Origin of the sequence: Ruegeria sp. HKCCA5491 (assembly GCF_013034565.1) — a bacterium.
In the GTDB taxonomy this organism is placed as follows: Bacteria; Pseudomonadota; Alphaproteobacteria; order Rhodobacterales; family Rhodobacteraceae; genus Ruegeria.
Map to the genome: position 1 here is coordinate 360,071 of NZ_WQGG01000001.1, position 24,722 is coordinate 384,792.

At 56.0% G+C, this 24,722-nt stretch carries 23 protein-coding genes and 1 pseudogene; 12 read left to right on the forward strand and 12 right to left on the reverse strand.

The annotated features are described in order from the left end of the window. Positions 1–185 precede the first annotated feature (185 nt). Positions 186–734, forward strand: coding sequence for a peroxiredoxin (locus tag GOV88_RS01685; RefSeq protein ID WP_171239340.1), 549 nt, complete (start codon positions 186–188; stop codon positions 732–734). A gap of 42 nt (positions 735–776) precedes the next feature. On the opposite strand, the gene GOV88_RS01690 is transcribed toward GOV88_RS01685, so the two are convergent. After that, positions 777–1,700, reverse strand: a complete 924-nt coding sequence (locus GOV88_RS01690) for a hydrogen peroxide-inducible genes activator (protein ID WP_171239341.1) — start codon at positions 1,698–1,700, stop codon at positions 777–779. 56 nt (positions 1,701–1,756) lie between these two features. After that, positions 1,757–2,855 (reverse strand): annotated as a pseudogene (locus GOV88_RS01695) (DUF6456 domain-containing protein). Between the two features lie 241 nt (positions 2,856–3,096). Here GOV88_RS01695 and GOV88_RS01700 point away from each other — a divergent pair. After that, positions 3,097–3,396, forward strand: coding sequence for a DUF6477 family protein (locus GOV88_RS01700; RefSeq protein WP_171239342.1), 300 nt, complete (start codon positions 3,097–3,099; stop codon positions 3,394–3,396). 1 nt (position 3,397) lies between these two features. Here the strand turns inward: GOV88_RS01700 and GOV88_RS01705 are convergent, their stop codons facing one another. Together GOV88_RS01705 and GOV88_RS01710 are read right to left on the reverse strand one after the other, a co-directional pair. After that, the gene (locus tag GOV88_RS01705; RefSeq protein WP_171239343.1) at positions 3,398–4,942 is read right to left on the reverse strand and encodes a trimethylamine methyltransferase family protein; all 1,545 of its coding nucleotides are present in this window, start codon (positions 4,940–4,942) and stop codon (positions 3,398–3,400) included. A gap of 124 nt (positions 4,943–5,066) precedes the next feature. Next, the gene (locus GOV88_RS01710; RefSeq protein ID WP_171121263.1) at positions 5,067–5,516 is read right to left on the reverse strand and encodes a GNAT family N-acetyltransferase; all 450 of its coding nucleotides are present in this window, start codon (positions 5,514–5,516) and stop codon (positions 5,067–5,069) included. A gap of 91 nt (positions 5,517–5,607) precedes the next feature. Here GOV88_RS01710 and guaA point away from each other — a divergent pair, with 91 nt between their 5' ends. The 9 genes from guaA to GOV88_RS01755 all read left to right on the forward strand — a co-directional run bounded on the left by guaA (position 5,608) and on the right by GOV88_RS01755 (position 14,878). Continuing rightward, on the forward strand, positions 5,608–7,167 hold the full coding sequence (gene guaA, locus GOV88_RS01715) for a glutamine-hydrolyzing GMP synthase (RefSeq protein WP_171239344.1): 1,560 nt from the start codon (positions 5,608–5,610) through the stop codon (positions 7,165–7,167). Positions 7,168–7,263: 96 nt separating this feature from the next. Next, on the forward strand, positions 7,264–8,169 hold the full coding sequence (locus GOV88_RS01720; protein WP_171239345.1) for a DMT family transporter: 906 nt from the start codon (positions 7,264–7,266) through the stop codon (positions 8,167–8,169). Between the two features lie 124 nt (positions 8,170–8,293). After that, on the forward strand, positions 8,294–9,424 hold the full coding sequence (locus tag GOV88_RS01725; RefSeq protein ID WP_171239346.1) for an OmpP1/FadL family transporter: 1,131 nt from the start codon (positions 8,294–8,296) through the stop codon (positions 9,422–9,424). A 98-nt stretch (positions 9,425–9,522) separates the two neighbouring features. Beyond that, positions 9,523–10,419, forward strand: a complete 897-nt coding sequence (locus GOV88_RS01730) for a DMT family transporter (RefSeq protein WP_171239347.1) — start codon at positions 9,523–9,525, stop codon at positions 10,417–10,419. 49 nt (positions 10,420–10,468) lie between these two features. Then, the gene (locus GOV88_RS01735) at positions 10,469–11,341 is read left to right on the forward strand and encodes an ATPase (protein WP_171239348.1); all 873 of its coding nucleotides are present in this window, start codon (positions 10,469–10,471) and stop codon (positions 11,339–11,341) included. A gap of 39 nt (positions 11,342–11,380) precedes the next feature. Continuing rightward, the gene (gene metA, locus GOV88_RS01740) at positions 11,381–12,298 is read left to right on the forward strand and encodes a homoserine O-succinyltransferase (protein WP_171121257.1); all 918 of its coding nucleotides are present in this window, start codon (positions 11,381–11,383) and stop codon (positions 12,296–12,298) included. After that, the gene (locus GOV88_RS01745) at positions 12,282–13,241 is read left to right on the forward strand and encodes an alpha/beta fold hydrolase (RefSeq protein WP_171239349.1); all 960 of its coding nucleotides are present in this window, start codon (positions 12,282–12,284) and stop codon (positions 13,239–13,241) included. The genes metA and GOV88_RS01745 overlap by 17 nt, the downstream gene beginning before the upstream one ends. A 49-nt stretch (positions 13,242–13,290) precedes the next feature. Then, entirely contained in the window at positions 13,291–14,160 is an 870-nt protein-coding gene (ppk2, locus tag GOV88_RS01750) for a polyphosphate kinase 2 (RefSeq protein ID WP_171239350.1), read from the forward strand. A 103-nt stretch (positions 14,161–14,263) separates the two neighbouring features. Continuing rightward, the gene (locus GOV88_RS01755; protein WP_170384099.1) at positions 14,264–14,878 is read left to right on the forward strand and encodes a TetR/AcrR family transcriptional regulator; all 615 of its coding nucleotides are present in this window, start codon (positions 14,264–14,266) and stop codon (positions 14,876–14,878) included. Here GOV88_RS01755 and GOV88_RS01760 read toward each other — a convergent pair whose 3' ends face one another. From GOV88_RS01760 to GOV88_RS01770, 3 genes are all read right to left on the reverse strand, one after another. Then, positions 14,879–15,937, reverse strand: a complete 1,059-nt coding sequence (locus tag GOV88_RS01760) for an adenylate/guanylate cyclase domain-containing protein (RefSeq protein ID WP_171121254.1) — start codon at positions 15,935–15,937, stop codon at positions 14,879–14,881. Then, positions 15,934–16,302, reverse strand: coding sequence for a group 1 truncated hemoglobin (locus GOV88_RS01765; protein ID WP_171121253.1), 369 nt, complete (start codon positions 16,300–16,302; stop codon positions 15,934–15,936). The genes GOV88_RS01760 and GOV88_RS01765 overlap by 4 nt, the downstream gene beginning before the upstream one ends. A 122-nt stretch (positions 16,303–16,424) precedes the next feature. Next, positions 16,425–17,267: a glycosyltransferase family 25 protein gene (locus GOV88_RS01770; RefSeq protein WP_171239351.1), complete on the reverse strand. Its 843-nt coding sequence runs from the start codon at positions 17,265–17,267 to the stop codon at positions 16,425–16,427. A 139-nt stretch (positions 17,268–17,406) separates the two neighbouring features. Here GOV88_RS01770 and speB point away from each other — a divergent pair, with 139 nt between their 5' ends. Then, positions 17,407–18,381, forward strand: coding sequence for an agmatinase (speB, locus tag GOV88_RS01775; protein WP_171239352.1), 975 nt, complete (start codon positions 17,407–17,409; stop codon positions 18,379–18,381). A gap of 21 nt (positions 18,382–18,402) precedes the next feature. On the opposite strand, the gene GOV88_RS01780 is transcribed toward speB, so the two are convergent. The 5 genes from GOV88_RS01780 to GOV88_RS01800 form a co-directional block, all read right to left on the reverse strand. Next, positions 18,403–19,620 (reverse strand): aminopeptidase P family protein, encoded by a 1,218-nt coding sequence (locus tag GOV88_RS01780; RefSeq protein ID WP_171121250.1) that lies wholly within the window; start codon positions 19,618–19,620, stop codon positions 18,403–18,405. A 162-nt stretch (positions 19,621–19,782) separates the two neighbouring features. After that, positions 19,783–20,994: an ABC transporter permease gene (locus tag GOV88_RS01785; RefSeq protein ID WP_171121249.1), complete on the reverse strand. Its 1,212-nt coding sequence runs from the start codon at positions 20,992–20,994 to the stop codon at positions 19,783–19,785. A 5-nt stretch (positions 20,995–20,999) separates the two neighbouring features. Further along, the gene (locus GOV88_RS01790; RefSeq protein ID WP_170649476.1) at positions 21,000–22,271 is read right to left on the reverse strand and encodes an ABC transporter permease; all 1,272 of its coding nucleotides are present in this window, start codon (positions 22,269–22,271) and stop codon (positions 21,000–21,002) included. A 68-nt stretch (positions 22,272–22,339) separates the two neighbouring features. Next, positions 22,340–23,428 carry an extracellular solute-binding protein gene (locus GOV88_RS01795; RefSeq protein ID WP_171121247.1) on the reverse strand — a complete coding sequence of 363 codons (1,089 nt, stop codon included), beginning with the start codon at positions 23,426–23,428 and terminating at the stop codon, positions 22,340–22,342. Between the two features lie 98 nt (positions 23,429–23,526). Further along, complete coding sequence (locus GOV88_RS01800; protein ID WP_171239353.1) at positions 23,527–24,618, reverse strand: ABC transporter ATP-binding protein; 1,092 nt, start codon at positions 24,616–24,618, stop codon at positions 23,527–23,529. Between the last annotated feature and the right edge of the window lie 104 nt (positions 24,619–24,722).

Here is a 24,722-nt window from a genome sequence, read left to right on the forward strand (position 1 = left end):
ATACCTGACATGCAACATAGTATCTGCTTTTCGGAAACGTAGAACATATGAACAATCCTGGGCAAATTATGGACGTTCTCTCAATAACCTCGGGGAATTCGCGGTTGCAGCAATTCTGACGTTGAAGCCAATTTAGAACTATTTTAAATACGTGCCAAATCATCATGAATCACAGGAGCTTGTTGATGAAAACCGGCACAAAATTACCTGCTGTCACCTTCCACACCCGCGTTCGCGATGAGGCCGTCGAAGGGCCAAATCCATATCGCTGGGAAGACAAAACCACAGCGGACTTTTTCTCGGGCAAGCGGGTCATCCTGTTTTCCCTGCCGGGCGCGTTTACGCCAACATGCTCGACCTATCAGCTTCCGGGGTTCGAAAACGGTTTTGCCGACTTTGCGGAAAAGGGAATCGACGCCATTTACTGCATGTCTGTGAATGACAGCTTTGTCATGAACAAATGGGCGCAGGATCAAGGCCTGAAAAACGTAAAGGTCATTCCTGATGGTTCCGGGAAATTCACCCGGAAAATGGGCATGTTGGTCGACAAGGACAACCTTGGTTTCGGAATGCGGTCTTGGCGATACGCTGCCATTGTCAATGACGGCGTGGTCGAGGCTTGGTTTGAAGAACCAGGCTTGATGGACAACTGCCCCGAAGATCCTTACGGCGTGTCATCGCCCGATAACCTGATGAAGCATCTGGATGAGGCGAAAGAACCCGCCCTCGCTTAATCGCATAAGCTCAAAGATTAAGACCCGTCCCGGCGGGTCTTACTATTTTCGCGTCCCAGCAACGATGTCTTCGCCAACCTGACGTATGACATCCGCGAGACTGTCGAACCAATCTTCTGCGCTGGTGGACATACGACGCACCAGACCGATTGTTCGGAATGGTTGGGGCGCACCGAAACGCTGCAGCTTTAGGCCGGGAACGGCCTCAGTCTCGGCGCGGGCGGCAAGTTCGGGCATCAGCGTCAGGCCAAACCCCTCGGCGACCAGCCGGGACAAGGTGGCCAGCGAAGACGCACCCATGTTGATCAACCCACTGCTTCGATCCTGTCCACACACCTCCAACGCCTGATCCGTTAGGCAATGACCGTCATCCAGCAGCATGAGTTGTGTCGCCTGCAGATCCAATGGATGCAGCGCCTCAGGGTGTTGCGGCATAGACTGTAGCCGCCCGGCGCTGCCCGCCAACAGAAAGCGGTCTTCGAATAACGGAAGCTCAAACAACTCGGAGCCTCCAGCCGGCAGTGCCAACAATCCGGCATCAACCTCACCCGCGCGAAGCATCGAGAGCAGTCTTTCTGTCCTTGCCTCTCGTATCTGAACCTTCAGAGAAACATCCGCCGCGCGAAGCCCGGCAAGAACCCCAGGCAGCAGGTACGGAGCAATTGTTGGAATTATCCCAATCGAAAGCGATCTATGGCCACCCGACTGATCCTTTGCAAATTGATCCAGCCGATCCGCAGCCCCCAGAACCTGCCGTGCATAGTCCAGCACATCCCGTCCCAACGGGGTCAGCAGAATATCGCGGGCTTGCCGTTCAAACAGCGTTCCGCCAAGTGTCTCTTCCAACGCCTTGATCTGAACGGACAAAGCGGGTTGCGAAACATGGCAGACCTGCGCAGCCCTGCCAAAATTCCGCTGTTCCGCCACGGCGTTAAAATACTGCAATTGCCTAAGGGTAAAATTCATAACCTTTGATTATCATATCGCGCCAGACCCGCAAGGCAGAACTATCGCTGGTCCGATCACCCTATAAGTCGGTTTTGTTCAGCCTTTTCCTCATAGTGTCGTTTGAGCCTTTGAAGTGCGATCCGCAGTACGATTTTTCCGGACCGGGCAGACCACCCCATCCGCTTTTCTGCCAATTCCAACCCTTCAAGATAACAACAACAACGCAATGCAACGTCACTTAATCCGGGGCCAATATCGGAAAGGGCACTCTCAACCCGATTACGGGCATCCGATGACCCGCAACCATCACCGCTATGGTTCCCAAAGCTGCCGCGCCCTCCGGCGGTCAGGAAGTGATCCCAGTTCTGCGCGACCCTTGGCCCGACTTGCGCCAACTCAAAATCCTCCCGCAGGCGTTCTCCGGCGCTGACCAGCGCTTCGTCCAGAAACGGCTTTCCGTCCCGATCACGTCGGCGCGCCAGCCCGATCAATGGGCTTTCCGCGACACTGTAGCGAATTCTGCGGGGTCGATCCCCCCCCAGCCTGAGCCTGTGCAGTCATTGGCTGGAACGGAGTTTGCGCCTCGGACATCCCGAGTTCATTGCGTGTCCGCGCCCGGTTTTCCACCTCGGCCATCAACTGACTCAGCGCGGTTCGTCCGGCAGAAGAGATACGGTACCGTGAGATACGGCCCGGATTATCACAGGCAATCCAGTCCTTTAGGGCAAGCGCCTGAGCAACCCTGCAATCGACGACAGCCGTTCGTGTGCTTCCCTGATCGCCCGTGCCACGAACGACCACGGCTTTGTCCATATCTTTGGCGAAGGCTAAGACTGACCCGGTCTCGCAAAGCCGTCGCAGAACTCTTAGTGCCTCACGCTCAAATTCTTCTTCAGCTGCGGCGATGTCATCGCCCCGAAGGCCAGACAATGGTTCATCTTTGGCCGCGTTTTCCGAAAAATGCTCGGCAGCCAAAGATTGCAGCGCGGCATCCACCAATGGATCGTCCCGACGCGACTCGATACGTCGTATCTGCCTGAGTATGGTTGACGCATGGCAACCTGCTGACCGCGCAATGTCGCGGATCGACTGTCCGGTTTCGGTATGCGCAAGATACCGCTGCGCCCCTTCGGGAACCCAAGCCGGAATGGTGAAAGCCATGTTATTTTCCATAGTTAGTTGCCCTCGTATACAATGCAATTCTGTTCTCTATCGCCCCCGGTGAATTTGTTAACCAATTCTAACTAGAGTCGCTTTCGTTACTCGTTCGTTAACCAGCGAGGACAAGAACCAGATTTGTTTTAAAAACATAAACACTCATGAAGTCAGAGTTCGGCCAGACCGTGGTTGAGGCAACACCCGCTTAGGTTGTGTGACACTCAGGGCAACTGCCACACTGCAATGGAACTTTGAAATGCAAGACCTGATGACAATGATCTCGACCCTACGCCGCCCGCGCCTGTTGGCCCGCGCTGCAAAGCACGGCGCGCAAGACTATGATCGGGATCGTCATCTACAGCGAATTTTGGGATATGGCTCATTGCCCGGAAACGGGGCGGCCCTCGTTCGCTTGATAGAGATGGAGAAAGAAGCCAACGCGCAAAGAATGGCCGAAGACGCTGCCTATTCTCTGGTTCGGCATCTGGATATTTTGATCGCGCTACTGGGAGAGGCGCAACTGTTCAAAGCCAGTCGCGCCCCTCAATATCACTGACTTAGGCAAAGGCGTCCGGCATGGATGCCTTTTTCTTTTCAATGTACTCGTTCAGAGCGGCATGGACGCCTGGGTCGAGCTGCGGTTGCTGATAGTTGGCCAGCAAGTGTTCGACCCGCGACGTCGCCAGTTGACGCGTGTCACGACCGCCCTCGTCTTCCCAGGTTTCGAACGGCTTGTAATCCAGCAGATCGGACTTCCAGAACGCCTCTTTGAAGTTGGCCTGCGTATGAGCGCATCCCAGATAGTGTCCTCCGGGGCCGACTTCGCGGATAGCATCCATGGCCTGCGCGTTTTCATCATAGGCCACGCCTTTGGCGATACCGTGCAGAACGCCCAATTGGTCGGCATCCATGACGAACTTTTCAAAGTCGGCCACCAGACCGCCCTCCAGCCAGCCGCAGGAATGCAGCATGAAGTTCACGCCGGACATCAGACCCATGTTCAGCGAGTTCGCGGTTTCATACGCGGCCTGTGCGTCCGGCAGCTTTGAGCCGCAGAACGAGCCCGCCGATCGGAACGGCAGCCCCAGACGACGTGCCAGCTGGCCCGCGCCGTAGGTGACCATAGACGCCTCGGGTGTCCCAAAGGTCGGCGCACCCGAGTTCATGTCGATCGACGACACGAACGCACCAAAGATTGCAGGCGCACCCGGACGGATGATCTGGCTATAGGCTACACCAGCCAGAACTTCGGCCAGAACCTGCGTCAGCGTTCCAGCGACCGAGACCGGCGCCATCGCGCCACCCACAATAAAGGGCGAAATGATGCAGGCCTGATTGTTGGCCGCGTAGACTTCCAAAGAGCCCATCATCACATCATCGAAGGTCATCGGCGAGTTGATGTTGGTCAGCGACGTCATGACCGTGTTTTCCTGCACGAATTCCTTGCCGAACAGGATCTCGCACATCTCAACCGAATCCTGCGCGCGTGACGGATCTGTAACGGATCCCATGAACGGTTTGTCCGACAGGGTCATATGCGCCATCAGCATGTCGAGGTGACGCTTGTTCACCGGGATGTCGGTGGGTTCGCAGACTGTCCCGCCCGAGTGATGCAGCCACTTGGACATATAAGCCAGCTTCACGAACTTGTTGAAATCGTCCATGGTCGCATAGCGACGGCCACCCTGCGCATCACGCACGAAGGGCGGGCCATAGACCGGGGCCAGAACCAGATTACGGCCACCGATGACCACCGATTTCTCGGGGTTGCGTGCGTGCTGGGTGAACTCGCTGGGGGCGGTCTTGATCAGCTCGCGCGCAAGACCTCGGGGGATGCGGACACGCTCGCCATCCACATCTGCACCCGCATCCTTCCAACGCTCCAGTGCGGCGGGGTTGTCGACAAAGTTGACACCGACCTCGGCCAGAATGGTTTCGGCGTTGGTTTCGATGATCTGCAACGCTTCTTCGTTCAGAACTTCGAAGTTCGGAATATTGCGTTCGATGTATTTTGCCGTTTCGATTCGTACCGCGGTGCGCTCGGCGCGGCGGGCAGCGCCACCGCCACCTCTCGCCCTGCGCCGGGTGTTTGCCTCAGCCATGTGAAGATCCCGTGTGTTGGTTGGTTTGAGAATTCTGTTACAGGAGCTGACAGGGGCAAAGCATATAAATTACGGCGCTACAGGTGAAAAAGCGACATTTCCGTTGAGCGCACCAGTTAGCTGATTAGGGCGACTTTGATATAGACTTACCCAATAGTAATCTGTTTTCGCTTTGTTTTTCCACGTTCCAACCCAGATGTTGGTACATGGACACCGTGGAATGCATCAAACGGTGAGTCCGCAGCGTGAGGCGCGATATTCCCCTGTCGCGCGCAACGCTTTCTGCTTGGTCCAGCAATCGTCCCGCGATCCCTCGGCCTTGTGCGTTGGGTGCCACCGCAAGATTGAATATCATCACTGCATCGTCCACTTGCCCAAAAACGATGTATCCAACGATTTCAGCATTCATCTCGGCCACAACCCCGCCATGGGACCGGATGTCATCGGCCACACCCCCTGTTACATCCGGCAGATCCGGAATATCGCGCAATGCGGGTGCATAAGCGGCGGCGAGACAATTCGTGACCTTGCCTACATCAGCAAGAGTGGCTTTTCGCAACGTGATCTCTGACATGTAAGATCCTATTGGCGTTATCCTGAGGCACAATTGCACAAATGATGTCATTGCGCTTGCACATGCAAGGCTTGCGACCTAATAGCCAACCATGACCCAGGACACCCATGACCGCCTTCTGATCATCGACTTCGGCAGCCAGGTAACGCAGCTTATTGCGCGACGCCTTCGTGAGCTGAACGTCTATTGCGAAATCCACCCCTACCAGAATGTCACGATGGACTTTGTGCGCAAGATGGCGCCAAAAGCTGTGATTTTCTCGGGCGGCCCCGACAGCGTAACGCGCGAGGGTTCACCGCGCGCCCCGCAAGAGATTTTCGACTATGGCGTGCCGATTTTGGGCATCTGCTATGGCCAGCAGGTGATGATGCACCAATTGGGTGGCAAGGTCGAAACCGGCCACGGCACCGCCGAATTCGGTCGTGCTTTTGTCACACCCAAGGGCAAATTGGACATTCTAGATGGCTGGTTTTCCGAGGGTGACGAGCAGGTCTGGATGAGCCACGGTGATCACGTCAGCGAAATCGCACCGGGTTTTGAGGTGTTCGGCACCTCGCCCAACGCGCCTTTTGCGATCACTGCCGACAGCACACGCCACTTCTATGCCGTTCAGTTCCACCCCGAGGTGCATCACACCCCCAAAGGCGCGAAACTGTACGAGAATTTCGTCAAACTGGCCGGGTTCAAGGGTGACTGGACGATGGGTGCCTATCGTGACGAGATGATCCGCAAAATACGCGAGCAGGTGGGCGACAAAAAGGTCATCTGCGGGTTGTCTGGCGGCGTCGACAGCTCGGTCGCGGCGATCCTGATCCATGAGGCGATCGGAGATCAGTTGACCTGTGTGTTCGTCGATCACGGCCTGCTGCGCAAGAACGAGGCCCAGGAAGTCGTCGGCATGTTCCGCGACAACTACAACATCCAACTGATCCATGCTGACGAAAGCGAGTTGTTCCTTGGCGAACTCGAAGGCCAGTCCGACCCCGAGACTAAGCGCAAGATCATCGGCAAGCTGTTTATCGACGTGTTCCAGAAACATGCCGACACTATCGACGGGGCCGAGTTCCTGGCGCAGGGCACGCTCTACCCCGATGTCATTGAATCGGTGTCCTTTTCCGGCGGCCCGTCGGTCACGATCAAGTCGCACCACAATGTCGGCGGCCTGCCCGAGAAAATGGGCCTGAAACTGGTCGAACCCCTGCGCGAACTGTTCAAGGACGAGGTCCGCGCTTTGGGCCGCGAACTGGGCCTGCCATCCAGCTTCATCGGCCGACACCCCTTCCCCGGCCCTGGTCTGGCGATCCGTTGCCCCGGTGAAATCACCCGCGAGAAACTGGACATCCTGCGCGAGGCGGATGCCGTCTATATCGACCAGATTCGCAAGCACGGCCTTTATGATGAGATCTGGCAGGCTTTCGTGGCCATCCTGCCGGTGCGCACCGTGGGCGTGATGGGGGACGGACGCACATATGATTACGCCTGCGCGCTTCGGGCAGTGACGTCGGTGGACGGCATGACCGCCGATTATTACCCCTTCACCCACGAATTCCTTGGTGAAACCGCCACGCGGATTATCAACGAGGTCAAAGGCATCAATCGGTGCACATATGATATCACCTCAAAACCACCCGGAACGATCGAGTGGGAATGAAACAAAAAGCCGGGCTCTGTCCCGGCTTTTTTATTTAACTTCACCCAGAAACCCATAGGTTTCATGTCAGAAACCACGATTCCTTCAGGCTGGTGAATGGACAGTAGTAAACCTCAGATCGGAAAGGCTGCGCTCTGGATGACGGGGGCCATTGCGTCCTTCTCGTCAATGGCAATCGCGGGCCGTGAGTTGAGCGTGACGCACGACACGTTTGAAATCATGTTTTACCGCAGCCTTGTTGGAATCGTCGTCGTGTCCTTGGTTCTAACTCTGTCCGGCACGTGGCATCACGTTACCACCAAGCGCATTGGCCTGCATTGTGTGCGAAATGTCATGCATTTCACCGGGCAAAACCTGTGGTTTTATGCCGTTACGGTTATTCCTTTGGCGCAGGTTTTCGCGCTTGAGTTTACGCAACCGATCTGGGTCATTCTTCTTTCTCCTTTGCTACTGGGGGAAAGGCTGACAACCGTAAGGGTAATGTCGGCACTTATCGGGTTCGCGGGTATCCTAATCGTCGCCCGCCCCGGAGCCGCCCCCCTGAGTACCGGCCTGATTACTGCAGCTCTTTCAGCAGTGTTCTTTGCACTCACGACAATATCGACAAAGAAACTAACCCAATTCGCCAGTATTGGATGCATCATGTTCTGGCTGACTATCATTCAGGCCATTCTGGGTTTGGTGGCATCTGGGATAGACGGACAAATCGCTTTGCCATCGGCACAAACGGCTCCGTTTTTGCTGTTGGTTGGTCTGGCGGGGCTGCTTGCCCACTATTGTATAACGAACGCTTTGGCGATTGCTCCGGCGACTGTCGTGGTGCCTTTTGACTTTGCGCGACTGCCGACAATCGCGATCGTCGGTATGATTCTCTACCAAGAACCGCTTGACCAATGGACCCTTCTGGGCGCTGCCGTGATCTTCTCAGGTATCTTTATGAATGTTCACGCCGAAAATCGTAACCGATTAGCAACACTCCCCGGCGACCAGCCAAACAAGTAACGCACCGTCACCTGTTGACGATAAGGTAAAGCATCAGAGAATAACGAGCATCATGTAGGTGGTCAGCCTTATCCACTCAAGCACTAGTGCTGACCCAACAAGTGACCTTTGAGGGAGGAACTAGATGAAAAAAGCGCTTCTACAGGCGTGCGCTGTGTGCGTTGGTGCTACTGGGGCCTATGCTGGCGGTTTGGACCGCAGCGGCCAGGGCGTCAACATTCTGTTCGAAGAAGGCAATGTTGTTCAGTTGCGGCTTGGCTACGCTGACCCGGACGTGAGCGGGTCGCAGAATGGCGTTCCGTCCGGCAACGTGGCAAACAGCTTCTTTTCGCCGGGCCTTGCGTACAAGCATTCGTTCAATGACCGTCTGGATTTTGCGGTCATCTACGACGAGCCGTTCGGTGCGGATGTCAGCTATCCCAGCGCCTATCCGCTGTCGCAAAACCCGCTTGCTATTGCAGGCGGACGCAACAACGACGTCCTGCGCGCCGAAGCTGACGTAGACGCAATTACTGCGCTGCTTCGCTACAAGTTCGATGGCGGTTTCAGCGCCATTGGTGGTATCCGTGGCCAGCGTGCAGATGCGTCCGTTGCGGTCCCTGCTGCTGCTGGGTATTCGTTTGATCCCGGCGCCGAAGTTGACTTCGGCTATGTTGTCGGTGTCGCATGGGAACGCCCTGAGATCGCGGCGCGTGTCTCGCTGGTCTACAACTCGAAGATCACGCACGACTTCACCGGCACCGAGACCTTCAACTTGCGCCCACCGCCGGTTCCTGCCCCGCTTGTTTCGGTTTCTTCCGAAACCGAGGTAGAAACACCGCAATCGGTCAACCTGGACTTTCAGACAGGTGTTGCACCCAAGACTCTGGTCTTTGGATCGGTCCGTTGGGTTGACTGGCCGCAAACGGTTCTGGCTCCGCCAAGCTATGTTGCAATCACCGGTTCTAACCTTGTGGATTACGAAGACGATACCTTCACCTACACGCTGGGCGTAGGCTATCAGTTCTCCGAAGCATTCTCGGGGGCCGTTTCCGTTGGTTACGAAACTTCGACTGACGCACTGGTCTCCAACCTGGGCCCGACTGACGGGTTCTGGAGCCTTGGTCTGGGCGGCACATACTCGTTCGAGCAGGCGCAGATTTCGGGCGGTATCCGCTACACCGACATTGGTGATGCGACGACCACCACCGGCGGTCAGTTCTCGGGCAACTCAGCCTGGAGTGTTGGTCTGCAGCTGACCTACGCTCTGAACTGATCAAGCGTCAAACGATCTGAATAGAGGCCTCGCCAATCGGCGGGGCCTTTTCGCATGTTTCGGGTCGCGTTTCCTTCGGCTGAATGCGAAACATCAGCATGGCACCGCAGAAACGCATATCCACTCAGGCTTGGGCCGAGCTTTTGTTGCTTGGGCTGATCTGGGGCGCATCCTTTGTTTCTATCAGGATTGCGCTGGACACCATTCCCGTCATGACTTCGGTTCTTCATCGTGTCCTGTGGGCGATGTTGGCACTTTGGATCGTCGTATGGATCAAAGGAACAAAAATCCCGAATAACCCGCGTATCTGGGGCGCGTTTCTGGTTATGGGGCTTCTGAATAACGCGATACCCTTTACCTTGATGGCATGGGGGCAGTTGCATATCGAAACGGGCCTGACCTCGATCCTGAATGCGGCGACAGCGATCTTTGGCGTATTGATCGCGGCCATGTTCTTCAAAGATGAAAAACTGACTCAGGGTCGTGCCCTGGGCGTGGGGCTGGGCTTTACGGGCGTGGCGATTGCTATTGGGCTAAACAACTTCACCAAATTCGATCTGCAAAGTGCCGCACAACTGGCGATCATCGCTGGCGCAATCTCATATGCATTGGCCGGTGCATGGGCCCGAAAGACTTTGTCTGGCCTCCCACCGATTGTTGCGGCAGCGGGAATGCTTACAAGCTCAACCATCGTTATCCTGCCGATAACACTTGCAGTTGATGGTGTTCCATCGCTGGCGTTGCCCGCATCAACTTGGCTGGCCATCGCGTATTACGCGCTGATTGCCACGGCGGGCGCATATCTGTTGTATTACCGCGTACTGGCCATGGCAGGTGCTGGAAACCTATTGCTAGTAACCCTCATAATCCCGCCCGTGGCGATTGTTTTGGGCGCAATCCTTCGGGATGAAACCTTGCAGCCTCAGGCCTATGCGGGGTTCGCCGTGCTCGCGCTGGGGCTGCTGATACTCAACCGCTCATCCACTCCTGATTGACGCCGCCCCCTGCCCCATTTAGCAAGGTCGCAAAAAGGGATAGCGGACCATGATCTACAGCTCGGCAAAAGAGTGGCGCGAGGCGGCAAGAAAGAAGGTGCTGTTTTTCGGCATGTCGGGCCTTGGCAAGACCTATGTGTCCAATGTCCTGCGTGATTCTGGCGACTGGTTCCACTACTCGATCGATTACCGTATCGGAACGCGATACATGGGCGAGTACATCGCAGACAATGCCAAAGCGCAGGCCATGAAAGTGCCGTTTCTGCGCGACCTTCTGCTGTCGGACTCAATCTATATCGGCTCGAACATCACGTTTGAAAACCTAACTCCGGTTGCCGCTTATCTCGGCAAACCGGGTGATCCGGCGCTGGGCGGGCTGGAACTGTCAGAATATCGCCGCAGGCAGGAACAGTTTCGCATGGCCGAGATTCACGCCCTTTTGGATACGGAATACTTCATCGACCGCGCAGAACGCCTGTATCAGTACCCTCATTTCATTTGCGACACGGGTGGTTCGATCTGTGAGTGGGTTGATCCAAACGACCCTCGTGATCAGGTCTTATCCGAATTGTCACGCCAGACACTGATGATCTGGCTAAAGGGCGACGAGGAACATACAGCCGAGCTGATCCGCCGTTTTGACAAAGCCCCCAAACCGATGTCCTACCAGCCCGAATTCCTTACACGGGTCTGGGAGGAATATTTGGATGAACACGGGTGCCAGCCCGCGCAAGTTGACCCGGATGCCTTCGTCCGATGGACCTATGCGCGCGCGCTTGCACATCGGCAGCCGCGCTATCAGGCGATGGCCGACAATTGGGGTGTATCCATCTCGGCTAAAGACATGCACGACGTCAGAGATGCCTCTGATTTCGACGAGTTGATCGAACGCACCCTTGAGACACGCCCAAACCGCGCTTAACTATCGCTCTTACACAATAATTCCAAAGGCTAGCACCTGATGCCAATCAAGATTCCCGCCGACCTGCCCGCATTTGACGTCCTCACCAATGAGGGCGTCATGGTCATGGCCGAGGATCAGGCTATGCGTCAGGATATTCGCCCCTTGCGCATCGGGCTGTTGAACTTGATGCCCAAGAAAATCCAGACGGAAAACCAGTTTGCCCGTCTAATCGGCGCGACCCCATTGCAGATTGATCTGTCGCTGATCCGCATGACCGAGCATCGGACCAAAACCACAGCAGCCGAACACATGGCCGAGTTTTATCGCCCGTTTCAGGAGGTCAAGGATCAGAAATTCGATGGCCTGATCATCACTGGCGCACCAATCGAACATCTGGAGTTTCAGGATGTGACGTATTGGGACGAAATCAGCGAAGTGTTCGACTGGACACAAACCAACGTACACTCGACCTTTGGCGTTTGCTGGGGTGGGATGGCGATGATCAACCACTTCCATGACGTCAAAAAACACATGCTGGACGCCAAGGCTTTCGGGTGCTTCCGGCATCGAAACTTGGACTCGGCCTCGCCGTTTCTTCGTGGATTTTCAGACGATTGCGTGATCCCTGTCAGCCGCTGGACCGAAATGAAACAGGATGAGATTGACAGTGCTGAGGGACTGAAGACCTTGCTGGGCAGCGAAGAAGTTGGTCCCTGCCTTGTCGAGGACCCCGCGCACCGCGCAATCTACATTTTCAATCACTTCGAATATGACAGTGACACGCTAAAGCAGGAATATGATCGTGACGTAGCGAGCGGCGCGCCCATCAATGTGCCAAAGAACTACTATCCGGATGACGATCCAAGCCAATCTCCGCAGAACCGGTGGCGTAGCCACGCGCATCTGCTCTATGGCAACTGGATCAATGAGATCTATCAGTCGACCCCATTCGATATGAATGCAATTGGCCGTTAAAACCGTCATAACCCTCGGGCTGTTCCTATCTGGCCTTACACTATTAACGGCTTGGCGCGCGTCACAAAACGAAGCGCGCGCCGAAGTATCCTTCCCGCCCGAAGGACAGATTGTCGATGTGGACGGCATCCCAATCCATGCGGTCGTGATGGGGCAAGGCCCGGATGTGGTTCTGATCCATGGGTCCAGCGGGAATACGCGAGATATGACGTTTGCGTTGGCTCCGATTTTGGCTGAAAACTTCCGGGTGATCGTTTTTGACCGCCCCGGTCTTGGCTATAGCGGAAGCTTTAACCCCGACGGGGAAACGATTGAAGAACAAGCGGAAATCCTTCAGAAAGCTGCCGCGCTGCTTGGCGCAGACAAACCGATTGTTGCCGGTCAGAGTTATGGCGGTTCAGTCTCGCTTGCATGGGCCGTTACACGTCCGGACAATATCGCGGGTTTGGTCCTGATCGCCCCCGCCGCGATCCCGTGGGAAACCCCGCTGGATGGGTTCAACAGGCTCGCGTCAACTTCGGCAGGCAACACACTGGCTTTGCCTTTGATCAGCGCATTTGTGCCGGACTGGTATGTAGAAAAAGCGCTTGATCAGGTTTTTGCCCCTCAGTCCGCACCAGACGGCTACGCCAGCCACTTTGGGCCCGGCCTGACCATTCGCCGAGCGTCGATGCATGCAAATGCCAAACAGCGCGCAAATCTTCTTGAAGAAATCCGCGCCCTGCAACCGCGTTACATAGACATTTCCGTTCCTACCGAGATTGTGCATGGAACTGCGGACGATACAGTTGGGCTGGGGTGGCACTCCGAGCGCCTGATTGAACAAATCCCCGGCGCCGAATTGATCGAACTGCCGGGAATTGGACACATGCCACAAGTGGTCGCCGCGCCTGAAGTGGCCGAAGCCATCGACCGGGCGGCTCAACGGGCGGGTTTGCGTTAAAGCCTCGGCTAATCCATAGTAGGAATTGGATTTTATCGAGAGGTAGTTCATGGCCCGGTCTGAAAAAGGTTCCATCGAAAAGTACTTCCGCAAAGACGCTCCTAAGGACGTTCGATCCGCTATCGAGAAAGCAGATAAGGATGACATCCTGAATCCCGGCTTTCCATATGACGAGCGAATGAAGCGCAAAGAATATGAAAAACAGATGGAGGCGTTGCAGATTGAATTGGTCAAGATGCAATCTTGGGTGAAGGAAACCAAACGCCGGATCGCTATCATTTTCGAAGGGCGCGACGCGGCGGGCAAAGGCGGCACGATCAAACGCTTTCGAGAAAACCTAAACCCTCGGGGCGCCAGAAACGTTGCCCTTAGCAAACCCTCTGATCAAGAACGCAGCCAATGGTATTTCCAACGATATATCCCGCACCTGCCCGCAGCTGGAGAAATCGTGTTCTTCGACCGAAGTTGGTATAATCGTGGTGTCGTCGAGAACGTATTTGGGTTTTGCACCCCGGAAGAACGCGAAAGGTTCTTTCGACAGGTTTTGCCGCTGGAAACCAGTCTGATCAACGACGGAATTCATCTGTTCAAGTTCTGGCTGAATGTGGGACGGGCCGAGCAGCTTAACCGGTTCTTGTCCCGCGAGACTGACCCGTTGAAACAATGGAAACTCAGCCCGATTGATATTCAGGGGCTTGGTAAATGGGATGAATACAGCCAGTCGATCTCGGAAACCCTGACGCGCAGCCACACCGAACAGTGCCCGTGGACCATCGTGCGATCGGATGACAAGAAACGTGCGCGCCTTGCCGCCATTCGAACCGTTCTACACGCCTTGGACTATGACGAGAAAGACGTCAAAGCCATAGGCGAGGTCGACACGAAAATCTGCGGCGGCCCCGAAATCTGGGATTCGTGATGAAATTCACGTGTCTCCAACGCGATAGACATTGGACGAAGGCGCCAACTCGGATTATGTCAAGTTTCGCCCATTCACGACAACAAAGGCACCTGACCCAGGGATGACGAAACGCGGCTATCACCACGGCAACCTCAAACAAGCCCTGATCGAGGCCGCTTTATCCCTGATCGAGGAAAAGGGCCCAACGGGTTTTACCCTGTCTGAGGCCGCCAAAACCGCCGGGGTGACGCCAGCGGCGGTCTACCGGCACTTTCAGGGCCGTGAAGACCTGATTGCCGAAGCAGCCAGACAAGGGTTCGAGATGTTTGCGGACCTCATGCAATATGCCTATGACAAGGGGCAACCGTCGGCACTTGCTGCGTTCGAAGCAACGGGGCGCGCCTATCTTGCATTTGCGCGCAAGCACCCGGGCCATTACATCGCGATGTTCGAAAGTGGCGTTTCCATCAACCGCACGCCTGAACTTTCCTTGGCTGCCAACCGGGCAAAAAGCGTATTGGAAAAGGCCGCAGCGGACTTGTCGCAGCACATACCACCTGAAAAACGCCCTCCAGCCTCCATGTTCAGCGCCCATATTTGGGCCATGAGCCACGGTGTCGTGGAACTTTATGCAAGAAACACCGGTGCAACATCGCCCTTCCCTCCCGAAGACTTACTGGAGTCGGGTATTGGCATTTATCTCAGGGGTTTGGGATTGGTGCCGCAAGACGATTGATCAGAACACTGACCTTGGCTGCGGCAAGCTAAGGCCAGAGGTTACATTGATCAGATCCATCTCCCCCATCCCCTTGATGTCCACACGTCCTAACTCCGAAACCTGGAATTCATCAATCAGGGCGTATTTCATGTCTTCAGGGGCGACAATATTCATAGGGTTAGCAAAGACTTGCAGCCGCGAGGCGATGTTCACCGCCGGTCCAAACACGTCGTAGACATATTTCTGAATCCCGACAACAGAGCCCACTGCAGGCCCCATTCCAAGCCCGATGCGGGCCTGCCATTTATGAGGGTGGCTTTCGTTGCGCCTTTCCAGATAACGCAGGAATCTGACCGCACAATGCGCAACCGCCGTCGCGTGATCCGGGGTTGCGTCCGGCATCCCGGACACGGCAAGGTAGGCGTCCCCGATTGTTTTGATCCGCTCGCATCCGAATTGCTCGACGATCCGGTCAAAGGCCGTGAAAATGTCGTTCAACTCGCTCAACGTGACTGTGGGATCTGTTTTCGCAGCGAAATCCGTGAAACCGACGAAATCCAGCATGACCACTGAAACCTGATCATAAAGCTGCGGCGTGACAACGCCGAAGGTCTTGAACTCCTCATACACCGCGCGCGGCATCAGGTTCAGCAACAGACGCTCGACACGCTCTTTTTCACGCTCTAGTTCACGTGTGTTACGCTCGACCATTGTCGAGTAGCTGTCGATCATACTCTCCAACTCGCGGATGCGCGTGATGTTCTGGTATTCAACAACCAGCAACTGCTCTTCCGAACCATTTGCCAGAGACACGGCCATCGCAAAGACCAGAGTCCGACGCTTTGGTTTGATCTGCATTTCGACCGAGTAGCGCAGACCCGATTGTTTGACGTCATCCAACTCGCGCGGGTCCAGATCGGGGAACATATCCAGCAATGTCTGCCCTTCGGACGGTGCTCCGAACCATTCGGAAAAGGGACCATTATAGAATACAAACCCAAGGTCCGAGGCCCGCACAACGGCAATCCCCACTCCAATTGCCCGCAGCAATTGTTCATTTATCGCCAGAATGCTCATGCTGCGTTGCGCGTCACGATGATTGCGCGCTTGGATTCAATGGCATTCAGCGCGATCTTGATATGAGCGTCCTCCATACCGTGCATTTCCAAAGCCTGGCCGAACAAATCCGCCATTTCGTCAAAATCAGCATGAGAAATATTCAGGTGTCGATGAACGGCCTCGATCCTGTCATCGCTGAACGACGCCGGGCCGCCCACAAGCGAAGAAACAAACTTGGTTTGGTGATCAATCAGGCGAGGCATGTCAATGTCTTCGAAATGATCTCCGATCTGGTCGGAATCCAAAGCCATCTCGTAGAACGTCATCACGATCCGGCTGATCGTTTTGAAGCCGCCATAGCGTTCATAAATCGTCTGACTCATACCAAAAACCCAAGTGCCAATTGGAAACAACACCGCGAGGTTATATCAAAATGGTAGTTTTGTTAACGCTTATAGGGCAAATGACCACGTTCGGTGCAAATGACGCTGCAATCGTTGCGCGCTTACACCTTTAGATCCTTTGCGCAGGGGATAAATCCGACGTAACCGCCCTGCTCCAACAATCGCTTTTCACCGCCCACCCGCCAGTACAATTTCCTCTGAGCCGCGCGAAGTTCACGCCGAATGCGGAACCAGCTTGGTCCTTTATCCAGACCGGTATTCGTTTTGGTGTCTATCGACCGCTCACTGACCTTTACTTCTTCATCTGTCTGATCCTGTTGCTTTGACCAGATCATCTGAACGCCCACGGCGGGAAAACACTGATACATGCGCCAATCTGTACGCGGATAGGAAATGAAGTCATCCAGATGGTCTGAATACTGCTCGGACCAGGAAAGAAGCTTCCGACACGCGGTTTGAGTCACAATATAAGCGGCTGAGCTAGGAGCCATCTCAAGCATAGGTCTGACCGGAACGTCCGAAATGTGGCCTACTTCTCCAAACCTCATTGACCTTGGGGAATAATCGAGCTTGACCATATCGTACTCAGCCGGATTACTCAGCAAGGTCGAGACTGTCTTGCCCGTTTCCGCAGACAATTCCACGTCATCTTCAAATATTGCAACCGACTGAAGGCCGCGATCCAACGCATCCTGCCAAACCGCACGGTGGCTTTCAAAGCACGCAATTTCACTTTGCTTCAGCCCCCAGCGGCTGCCTGCACCCGGCACATAGCCGTTATTGTCCAAGGCGCCCGGCACCTGACCATCGACTGCGCTGAACCGTGCGGCACCGGCCACGCCTGCAGCGGTAAACTGCCCTTCCATAAAGTCACGCCGTGCGGGGACACGGTCCAAGTTGATATAGAAAATACCCGTTTCCGGGGGCAGTTCGTGATCACTCACGGCATTTCCTTTCCAGTCGCCCCGTCAGATAGACACCGGCGGCGGGGACATTCAACCGCCAACTTCATCTGGATGATCTATCCACCGACCAAGAACCCGGCTAAGTTTTGATTTGAAAACAAGAAACAGGTCTTCAGCTATGTCATCACATGGGTATTCCAGCGGACGCCTCAACCTACCTTTCGTAGGCATATCAACCTTCGGCAAATCACCCTATGTCGAGGACTGGGATCAGATAGACGCAGACGTGGCCGTTCTTGGCGCTCCGTTCGATTTCGGCACCCAGTGGCGGTCGGGCGCTCGGTTCGGGCCGCGTGCCGTGCGCGAGGCGTCGACCTTGTTCAGGTTTGGTCACGCGGGGGCCTATGATCACGAAGATGACGCGACCTATCTGGATAGCTCGGTCCGCATGGTTGATATCGGGGACGCCGACATCATCCACACCAAGACCGAGGAAAGCCACGCCAACATCCAGTTCGGAGTGCGGAAAATCCTGAACGCAGGGGCCCTACCTGTCACCATTGGCGGCGATCACTCGGTCAATATCCCTTGCATCAACGCATTTGCCGCGAATTGTGCCGAGAATGGTCCTATCCATGTGGTCCAGATCGACGCGCATCTGGATTTCGTTGATGAACGCCATGGTGTCACTGCCGGGCACGGCAACCCGATGCGGCGCGCGATCGAGAAAGACTATGTCTCGGGCATGACCCAGTTGGGCATTCGCAACGTGTCCTCGACCGCGAAAGAAGGCTACGAGGATGCCCGCGCCCGTGGCTCAGACATTCTGTCGGTGCGGCAGGTCCGCAAACTGGGAACCGAGGGCGTATTGGCCCGCATCCCTGAGGGCGCGCGGTATTATGTGACGATTGATATCGACGCTTTTTGCCCTTCGATTGCGTCAGGCACCGGCACGCCCAGCCACGGGGGTTTTCTGTATTATGACGTGCTGGAAATCCTGCAAGGTCTGGCGCAACGCGGCGATGTGGTAGGCATTGATCTGGTCGAAGTCGCGCCGAATTACGACCCAACCGAAAGCACACAAATTCTAGCCGCGCAGGTGTTGCTGAATTTCATCGGCTTCATTTTTCACGAACGTGGCAAGAGGGGCTAAACGCCCCTCTTGCCCTTTGTGTCAGTTGATCGTGTTGTGTTCCGGCCCATAGGGGAAGCCGGTGATGTTCTCGGCTCCGTCATCGCCGACAACCAGAATGTCATGCTCACGATAACCACCCGCGCCGGGCTGACCTTCGGGAATCCACAGCATCGGCTCGATTGACACGACCATGCCCGGCTCCAGCACCGTGTCGATATCCTCGCGCAGCTCCAGCCCCGCTTCGCGCCCATAGTAGTGGCTGAGGACGCCGAACGAGTGGCCATAGCCGAACGACCGGTATTGCAGCAGGCCCTCATCAGCGAAGAACCGGTTGATCTCGGCGGTGATGCCCGAACAGGTCGCGCCGGGTTTAATCAGGCTTAGGCCCAATTCGTGCGCGGCGACGTTGGCCTTCCAGATGCGCAGGCTGTCAGCGTCTGGCTCGCCCAGGAACAGCGTACGCTCCAACGCGGTGTAATAGCCCGAGATCATCGGGAAGGTGTTCAGCGACAGGATATCGCCCTTTTGCAGGGCCCGCTTGGTTACGGGGTTATGCGCGCCATCAGTGTTCAGGCCAGACTGGAACCAGACCCAGGTGTCGCGGTATTCGGCATCCGGGTATGCGCGGGCAATCTCAGCCTCCATCGCGTCACGCCCGGCCATAGCGATCTCGATCTCAGTCGCGCCTTCGCGGATCGCGGCGTGGATAGCGGCACCGCCCACATCTGCGGTGCGGGCCCCACCCTTGATCAGTTCTATCTCTTCTGCGGATTTCACCATCCGGGCCGCCATCGTATCACCGGCTACATCCACCAACTCGGGCTGTCCCAGCATTGCAAGCGCCGTGTCGCGTGCGGCCAGTGTCATGTGGTCGCCTTCAATACCGATCCGCTTAGCACCACCGATCAGGTCGGCCACCGCGCGCCAGTAATTGTCGCGTTTCCAGTCGGTGTAGATGACGTTTTCCTCGACCGAGCGTCGCCAAGGCTGGCCCGCGTCGATATTGGCCGAAACCGTCGTACACGCGTCCTGCGTCACAACACAGCCGTAAGGACGGCCAAAGGCGCAATACAGAAAGCCCGAGTAATAGGCGATATTGTGCATCGAGGTCAGTAACACCGCCGGTATATCCCGCGCGGCCATCATGGCGCGCAGGCCCGACAGGCGGCGGGCGTATTCTGCCTTGCTGAACGGCAGCGGGGCCTTGTCGCCATTGTGGCTGGTGAAGAACTCGGGGCGGTTTGTCAGATCTGTCATCATGCTCTCTCCTGCAATGCCGGACGAAGGGTGCCCGGCCACAAGTCCCGGCGTTCAGGACAAGCGGCCTCGGGAACCGAGAGCCATGCGCCCGTTTGACTGTCACGACGCCATCGTGACCGGGCTACATATCGCAATGGCTAAATCACGCCGCGGCGTGCGTCAAGCGGGGGAAAGTCCCCGCAGACGCTCGGACCGGCGGCGCAGCAATTCAACCGTGGTCAGCAGCGCGATTGAGATCACCACAAGGATCGTCGCCACCGCCAGAATGGTCGGGCTGATCTGTTCGCGCAGGCCGGTGAACATCTGCCACGGCAGCGTCTTCTGGCTGGCCGAGCCGACGAACAGCACCACAACCACCTCGTCAAACGAGGTGATAAAGGCGAACAATCCGCCCGAGATCACACCCGGCAGGATCAGCGGCATCTGGATCTTGAAGAAGGTCCGCACCGGCCCTGCCCCCATATTTGCCGCTGCCCGCGTCAGTGACTGGTCAAACCCGACCAGAGTCGCCGTCACGGTGATGATCACAAACGGAATACCCAGAACCGCGTGGGCAAGAATGACCTTCACATAGCCCACAAAGTTCTTGTCCATTCCCAATGTGCCTTCAAGGAACCGGCCAATATCGCTGTAGAAAAAGAACATACCAGTGGCCGAGATGATCAGCGGCACGATCATGGGTGAGATCAGGATACCCATAATCGCACGCCGCCCGGGAACATGACTCTGGCTGAGGCCGATGGCCGCCAAAGTACCCAGCGAAACCGAAATGAACGTCGCAATCGGCGCGATGATCAGCGAGTTTTTGAAGCTGCGCTGCCATTCATTATTGGTGAAGAAGTCGCGGTAGTGCTTCAGCGAATATCCTTCAGGGTCCAGCCTCAGCATCTCGGGCGTGAAGGTGAAGAAATCCTGCGCGTTGAACGACAGCGGCAGGACCACAAGGATCGGCGTGATCAGGAACACGAAGATCGCACCACAGATCACACGGAACGTATAGTGCCAGAACACCTGTTGACCGGTCATATACGGCAGCAGTTTCTGCCGGTAACGGCCTTCATAAAGCCAGAAGATGAAGAAGGCGAAGAACCATCCGGCCAGCAGCCCGACAATCAGCCCGGTAACACCGGCAAACAGCAAGCCAAGCCCGCCCAGCCCTAGTATCGTGATCCACCGAGCCACGCTCTCATTGTCCAGAACGTTCATATAGACCCAGGCCAGCCCCGCCATAAGCGCGGCTCCGATCAAAATCCCCAGCAGGACGCTGCCCTGCCCGGCCCCGACGAACATGCCAAGGAAACCTCCGGCAATGGCCACCGCGGGCAGAACCACCGACATGGGCTTGCGGGATATAGGTGTAAGTGCTGCCATCGTCTTTATCCCAGCTTCACGTTGTCGATGCCCACGATCTTGTCATAGCACCAGTAGAGTAACAGAACGACCGCCAGCAGGATCGTACCCAAGGCCGCCGCCAGCCCCCAGTTCAACGAGGACGAGATGTGATAAGCGATCCGGTTCGAGATGAAGACACCCTTAGTGCCGCCCACGATCTCGGGAGTGATGTAGTAGCCGATTGCGAGGATGAACACGAGGATCGACCCTGCGCCGATGCCTGGAATGGATTGCGGGAAGTAGATGCGCCAGAAAGTCGTCCAGTTGGTCGCGCCCATGGATTTTGCCGCGCGTGTGTAGGAGTCTGGAATGGTCTGCATCACCGAATACATCGGCAAGATCATAAACGGCAGCAGGATATGCGTCATCGCAATGATCGTCCCGAATTGGTTGTTGATGATCACCAATCGCGCATCATCAGCCACCAGCCCCAGCCAGACCAGCGTTTCGTTGATCACGCCCTGCTGTTGCAACATCACCTTCCACGCCGAGGTTCGCACCAGAAGTGACGTCCAGAAAGGTAACAACACAAGTATCATCAACAGGTTCGACACACGCATCGGCAGCGTCGCCAACAGATAGGACACTGGGTAAGCCAGCAGGATACAAGACGCCGTAATAATCAGCGACATCATCAGCGTGCGGCCAAACAGCTTGATCAGAATTTGCTTATCTTCAGGTTGCGCCTGCGCGCCTTCGGGGGTGCGGCGCATGTCGATTGCATTCAGGAAATAGCCGTTAGTGATGGGAACCGCGTGCGTCTTGATCGTGCGCCAAGTCTCAACATCCCCCCAGCCATCGTGAATATCAATCAGCTTGTCTTTGAACGGGCCGTCTGTTTCCGGATCCAACTTTTTGATCTGACGACCAGACCGGCGGAACATCGAAGACATACCCGTTTGTTCATAGTTCAAACGCGAGCCCAGACGGGTGTGCGTTTTCTCGTCGATCGCGGTGATCATGTCCTTGGTGAAGGCCGCATAAAGCGCCTCATCCGGAAGTTCACCGCTGTCGGCATCCCAATTTCGTAATTCGACCACAGTCAAAGGCAGCGTGTCGGCCACGATGCTGTTTTCGACCGAGCGGAACAGCATAGACATGATCGGAATCACAAAGGAAAGCAGGACAAACAGCAGCAGCGGCGCAATCAGGGCCAGTGCCCTCAGCTTGCGGCGGCGCAAAGACCGCGCCAGAGATTTCTTCAGCGGCGTGCCATCGGCGGCCAGCATCGGACCGGATTGAGTTGCGTCAGTCATCTGCGTCCCTTGGTCTTTCTTGGTGGATCGGGGCCAATGGCGGCCCCGACCAATGACTTAAAGCAGGCTTATTGCGCCAACCACGCCTGGAACTTGGCGTCGATGTCGTCGCGGTAGTCAGCCCAGAACTCGTAGTTGTACAGGAACGTGTTCTTGGCGTTCTCCGGATCGGTCGGCATGTGCGGCGCCATGTCGATACCCAGATCGGCGTGCTGACCCACCAGCGGCGCCGAAGACGCACGGGCCGGACCGTACGAGATGTACTTGGCCTGATCCGCCAGACGCTGCGTGTCGGTTGCGAACATGATGTAGTCCAACGCGCGCTGCTGACGCTCTTCGCTCAGACCGGCGGGGATGATCCAGCCGTCCAGATCGAACACCTGCGCGTCCCACAGCATTGCGACGGGCTGTTTCTGCTCTTCGATCACGCTGAACAGACGACCGTTATAGGTCGAGCCCATGATGACTTCGCCGTCGGCCAACAACTGCGGCGTGTCGGCACCGGCAGACCACCAAACAACGTTGTCCTTGATGGTACCCAGCTTGGCCAGCGCCTGATCCTGACCTTCCGGTGTTGCCAGAACATCATAAACGTCTTCCTTGGCCACGCCGTCACACAGTAGCGCCCATTCCATGTTGTTGATCGGACGCTTTTCAAGCGAGCGCTTGCCCGGATAGTTCTCCAGATCGAAAACGGCGCAGATCTCGGTCGGAGGGTTATCGCCTACCAGATCGGTGCGATAGCCGAATGTAGTCGAATACACGATCTGCGGAATAAAGCAGTCGCTAACCAGAAGATCGCCGAAATCTTCGGACGCCGGTGTCCCGTCCGGTGCAGCGGCAAGTTGGCTGTCAAAGTCGATTTCAAGCGCCAGACCTTCATCGCACAGACGGATCGCGTCCGCGGCAACAACGTCCACCACATCCCAAGTGATGTTGCCCGCTTCATTCATCGCGCGCAGCTTTGCAACGGCCTCGGCCGAGCTGTCATCATTCAGGATGGTGACGCCGGTCTTTTCCGAATAGGGTTCGTGATACGCTTTGAGCTGCGACTTGGAATACGCGCCGCCCCAGGAGACGATGGTCATCTCTTCGGCCATCGCGCCACCGGCAACGGCAGCAACTGCGCTTGCCATCAGAGTGGTTTTAACTTTCATGTTTAACTCCCTGTTATACCCGTTAAATTTAGATTTTGAGACCGGGTCACGGGGCAACCCGGCCAACTCTTGCCCCGCAACGGCGGGGTATTCATGCCTCAGGCGTCAAGCGCCCGGCAATCATGCGCCAGCCAGCCGATCTCGACCTCTTGGCCGGGGGACAGCCTGATGGCGTCAGGTGCGTTCCGGGTCTTGATGATGAAGTCATCATTGCCCGCCACTGACAGGCGGAAACGGAACACGTCACCCATATAGATGAACTCCTTCACCGTTGCCTTCAGAGTGTGGGCATCGGCGTGCAGGCGATCCTTGTTGAATTCAACACGTTCAGGCCGGATCGACACCTTGGTCCGCTCACCTGCCTTGGTGACGTTCACTGGCTTGGCGTCAATTTCAGAACCATCGTCAAGTGTGACCACGCACGAGTCGCCATCAATAGATTTAACAACACCTTCCAACGTGTTGTTTTCCCCAATGAACTGGGCAACAAAACTGTTTTCCGGCTCTTCGTACAGCAGATCCGGCGGCGCAAGTTGCTGAATGCGTCCGTCGTCAAACACGGCGACACGATCCGACATTGTCAGGGCTTCGGTCTGATCGTGGGTCACGTAAACAGTTGTGATCCCCAACTCATGAGCCAGACGTGTGATTTCGAACTGCATATGCTCACGCAGTTGCTTGTCCAAGGCCCCCAGCGGTTCGTCCATCAAGACAAGCTCAGGCTCGAACACCAAGGCACGCGCAAGAGCGATACGCTGCTGTTGGCCACCCGACAATTGCGCAGGGCGACGACTGCCAAAGGCGCCCATCTGAACCATATCCAAAGCGCGTTTGACCTTTTCTTCGCGCTCATCCTTGCAAATCTTCCGAACCTCAAGCGGGAACGATAGGTTCTCGGCGACAGTCATGTGCGGGAACAGCGCATAGTTTTGGAAAACCATGCCAATGCCGCGCTTATGCGGTGGGATGTTGTTGATCGGTCGCCCGTCCAACATGATCTCGCCATGCGTTGCCGTTTCAAAACCGGCAAGCATCATCAAACACGTCGTTTTGCCGGAACCCGACGGGCCCAGCATCGTGAGGAATTCCCCCTTTGGCATTGAAAGATTTAAATCTTTTACAACGAGTATTTCGCCATCATAAGATTTCTGGACACGCTGAAATTCGACGAACGCTGCGTCATTAGTCATTACCAACTTGGCTCCCCTGTGCCGTCCTTGGTTGCCCGGTTCATCCGGATCTCAAAGACCTGTCCGGCCCATTTAAGGACAAGCGGGACGCGTCGCGCAACCAA

Coding starts and splice junctions, on each gene's coding strand:
- GOV88_RS01685 (WP_171239340.1), top strand. CDS start 186: ATGAAAACCGGCACAAAATTACCTGCTGTCACCTTCCACACCCGCGTT.
- GOV88_RS01690 (WP_171239341.1), bottom strand. CDS start 1,700: ATGAATTTTACCCTTAGGCAATTGCAGTATTTTAACGCCGTGGCGGAA.
- GOV88_RS01700 (WP_171239342.1), top strand. CDS start 3,097: ATGCAAGACCTGATGACAATGATCTCGACCCTACGCCGCCCGCGCCTG.
- GOV88_RS01705 (WP_171239343.1), bottom strand. CDS start 4,942: ATGGCTGAGGCAAACACCCGGCGCAGGGCGAGAGGTGGCGGTGGCGCT.
- GOV88_RS01710 (WP_171121263.1), bottom strand. CDS start 5,516: ATGTCAGAGATCACGTTGCGAAAAGCCACTCTTGCTGATGTAGGCAAG.
- guaA (WP_171239344.1), top strand. CDS start 5,608: ATGACCCAGGACACCCATGACCGCCTTCTGATCATCGACTTCGGCAGC.
- GOV88_RS01720 (WP_171239345.1), top strand. CDS start 7,264: ATGGACAGTAGTAAACCTCAGATCGGAAAGGCTGCGCTCTGGATGACG.
- GOV88_RS01725 (WP_171239346.1), top strand. CDS start 8,294: ATGAAAAAAGCGCTTCTACAGGCGTGCGCTGTGTGCGTTGGTGCTACT.
- GOV88_RS01730 (WP_171239347.1), top strand. CDS start 9,523: ATGGCACCGCAGAAACGCATATCCACTCAGGCTTGGGCCGAGCTTTTG.
- GOV88_RS01735 (WP_171239348.1), top strand. CDS start 10,469: ATGATCTACAGCTCGGCAAAAGAGTGGCGCGAGGCGGCAAGAAAGAAG.
- metA (WP_171121257.1), top strand. CDS start 11,381: ATGCCAATCAAGATTCCCGCCGACCTGCCCGCATTTGACGTCCTCACC.
- GOV88_RS01745 (WP_171239349.1), top strand. CDS start 12,282: ATGCAATTGGCCGTTAAAACCGTCATAACCCTCGGGCTGTTCCTATCT.
- ppk2 (WP_171239350.1), top strand. CDS start 13,291: ATGGCCCGGTCTGAAAAAGGTTCCATCGAAAAGTACTTCCGCAAAGAC.
- GOV88_RS01755 (WP_170384099.1), top strand. CDS start 14,264: ATGACGAAACGCGGCTATCACCACGGCAACCTCAAACAAGCCCTGATC.
- GOV88_RS01760 (WP_171121254.1), bottom strand. CDS start 15,937: ATGAGCATTCTGGCGATAAATGAACAATTGCTGCGGGCAATTGGAGTG.
- GOV88_RS01765 (WP_171121253.1), bottom strand. CDS start 16,302: ATGAGTCAGACGATTTATGAACGCTATGGCGGCTTCAAAACGATCAGC.
- speB (WP_171239352.1), top strand. CDS start 17,407: ATGTCATCACATGGGTATTCCAGCGGACGCCTCAACCTACCTTTCGTA.
- GOV88_RS01780 (WP_171121250.1), bottom strand. CDS start 19,620: ATGACAGATCTGACAAACCGCCCCGAGTTCTTCACCAGCCACAATGGC.
- GOV88_RS01785 (WP_171121249.1), bottom strand. CDS start 20,994: ATGGCAGCACTTACACCTATATCCCGCAAGCCCATGTCGGTGGTTCTG.
- GOV88_RS01790 (WP_170649476.1), bottom strand. CDS start 22,271: ATGACTGACGCAACTCAATCCGGTCCGATGCTGGCCGCCGATGGCACG.
- GOV88_RS01795 (WP_171121247.1), bottom strand. CDS start 23,428: ATGAAAGTTAAAACCACTCTGATGGCAAGCGCAGTTGCTGCCGTTGCC.
- GOV88_RS01800 (WP_171239353.1), bottom strand. CDS start 24,618: ATGACTAATGACGCAGCGTTCGTCGAATTTCAGCGTGTCCAGAAATCT.